Source organism: Psychrobacter fulvigenes, from assembly GCF_904846155.1.
Classification (GTDB): Bacteria; Pseudomonadota; Gammaproteobacteria; order Pseudomonadales; family Moraxellaceae; genus Psychrobacter; species Psychrobacter fulvigenes.
The window spans coordinates 1-1,442 of the sequence record NZ_CAJGZP010000004.1 but is presented as its reverse complement, the minus strand read 5'-3'; the positions used below and the strand labels follow the sequence as shown (position 1 = coordinate 1,442).

2 protein-coding genes and 1 pseudogene are annotated in these 1,442 nt (G+C 46.2%); all 3 read right to left on the bottom strand.

Annotated features, from left to right (window positions below; translation table 11 throughout):
• Positions 1–487 (bottom strand): ribonuclease HII (locus JMX03_RS14830; protein WP_265090509.1); only part of this gene is annotated, 487 nt, incomplete at its 3' end.
• Positions 484–687 carry a hypothetical protein gene (locus JMX03_RS15235; protein ID WP_265090510.1) on the bottom strand — a complete coding sequence of 68 codons (204 nt, stop codon included), beginning with the start codon at positions 685–687 and terminating at the stop codon, positions 484–486. The genes JMX03_RS14830 and JMX03_RS15235, both read right to left, overlap by 4 nt.
• A gap of 230 nt (positions 688–917) precedes the next feature.
• Positions 918–1,442, bottom strand: a pseudogene (locus JMX03_RS14825) (lipid-A-disaccharide synthase); the annotation flags it as partial.

The window sequence follows — 1,442 nt, the reverse complement described above, 5'->3', positions numbered from 1 at the left end:
GAGTCGGATAGCCTTTATGCTTAGCAATACCGTATTGCGGGTACTGAGAGTCCAAATCATACATGGTTTGATCACGACTGACTTTGGCTAATATACTCGCCGCTGCGATACTGGTATGACGCGCATCGCCTTTTACCCATGCTTGGCAGTCGATAGCTGATTGCGTTATTTTTGATGCCGCCAGTCGCTTACAATCAAGCTCAGGGCAACGATTGCCATCGAATAGTATTTGCGCTTGTATCGGACAAGAGACAGCATTTGTAGCGCGCGCAACATGCTCTGCGACCACGACTAATAACTCTTCTGTACACAGTCGCATACCGAGCATAGTTGCTTGCAGAATATTCACCTGATCAATCACCGCCGCTGGAATTTCAGCCACGACATATCCAACAGCATGCTGCTGCACGATGGGATAAAGCATGTCGCGTTTTTTTTCACTGAGCTGCTTAGAGTCGGGCAGTATCGATAGTGGCGTGTCTTTCAAGGCTGCATCTCAATCAGACCTGACCACGTCGTTGGCAATATGGCAGCAGCCACATGGACGCTGCCGAGCAAAGGCCCGCGACCTGCTTCATCAACGCCTATTTGTAATGGACGACGTTCTACGTCTAAGCTTAATTTAGATAAGTCCTGTAGAAACTCATCGGTAACATGCAGCTGGCCTGTTAGATGAATCGGAGCCACCAAGCTAACGTATTGGCCTTTGACATCGATATGGTTATATGACGATTAATAGTCGTGATATCTTTAATCCTGCCCTCTTTATCATGACCAACGTCAGTATTGTTACGACTTTCGATATTGCTTTTTAGATGACACTCATTACTCATAGCATTAGACTTTTTATGAAAATTTTTATTAAACTTTTAGGTAGTTTTTATTAGCGCACTCTCTAGTAATTCAATGAGTCGTCGTTAAGACTTTCTTTGAGCGAACCACTCTGCAACCACACTGTTTGCAGGGTCATGGTTGCTTTGTTGCTGTAGCTCTTGCTTGGTGGTCACCAGATCTTGCAGTTGCTCAGCATAGGCACGGGGTTGTAACAGCCGCATCACGGTACGACAGATATTATCGCCACTGGCCTGCTCTTGGATCAGCTCAGGCACAATTGCGCTGCCAGCTAGAATATTAGGCAGTGCCACATAAGGGACTTTTACCAAACGCTTAGCAACCTGATAAGTCAGCTGATTTAACTGATAGATGACCACCATCGGACGCTCGAGTAACATCGCCTCAAACGTCGCAGTACCCGATGCCAACATAATAATGTCAGAAGACGCCATCGCTTGTTGACTAAAGTTTGGCTGGCTTTCATCATAGACGACGACAATGGCGCCACGCAGTTGCTCTGAGCGCTGATCGATGACGTCTTGGACGATATACTGATGGTTTTGATCAACGGTTGGAATGATAAAACACAGCTTAGGATCAAGTAACAG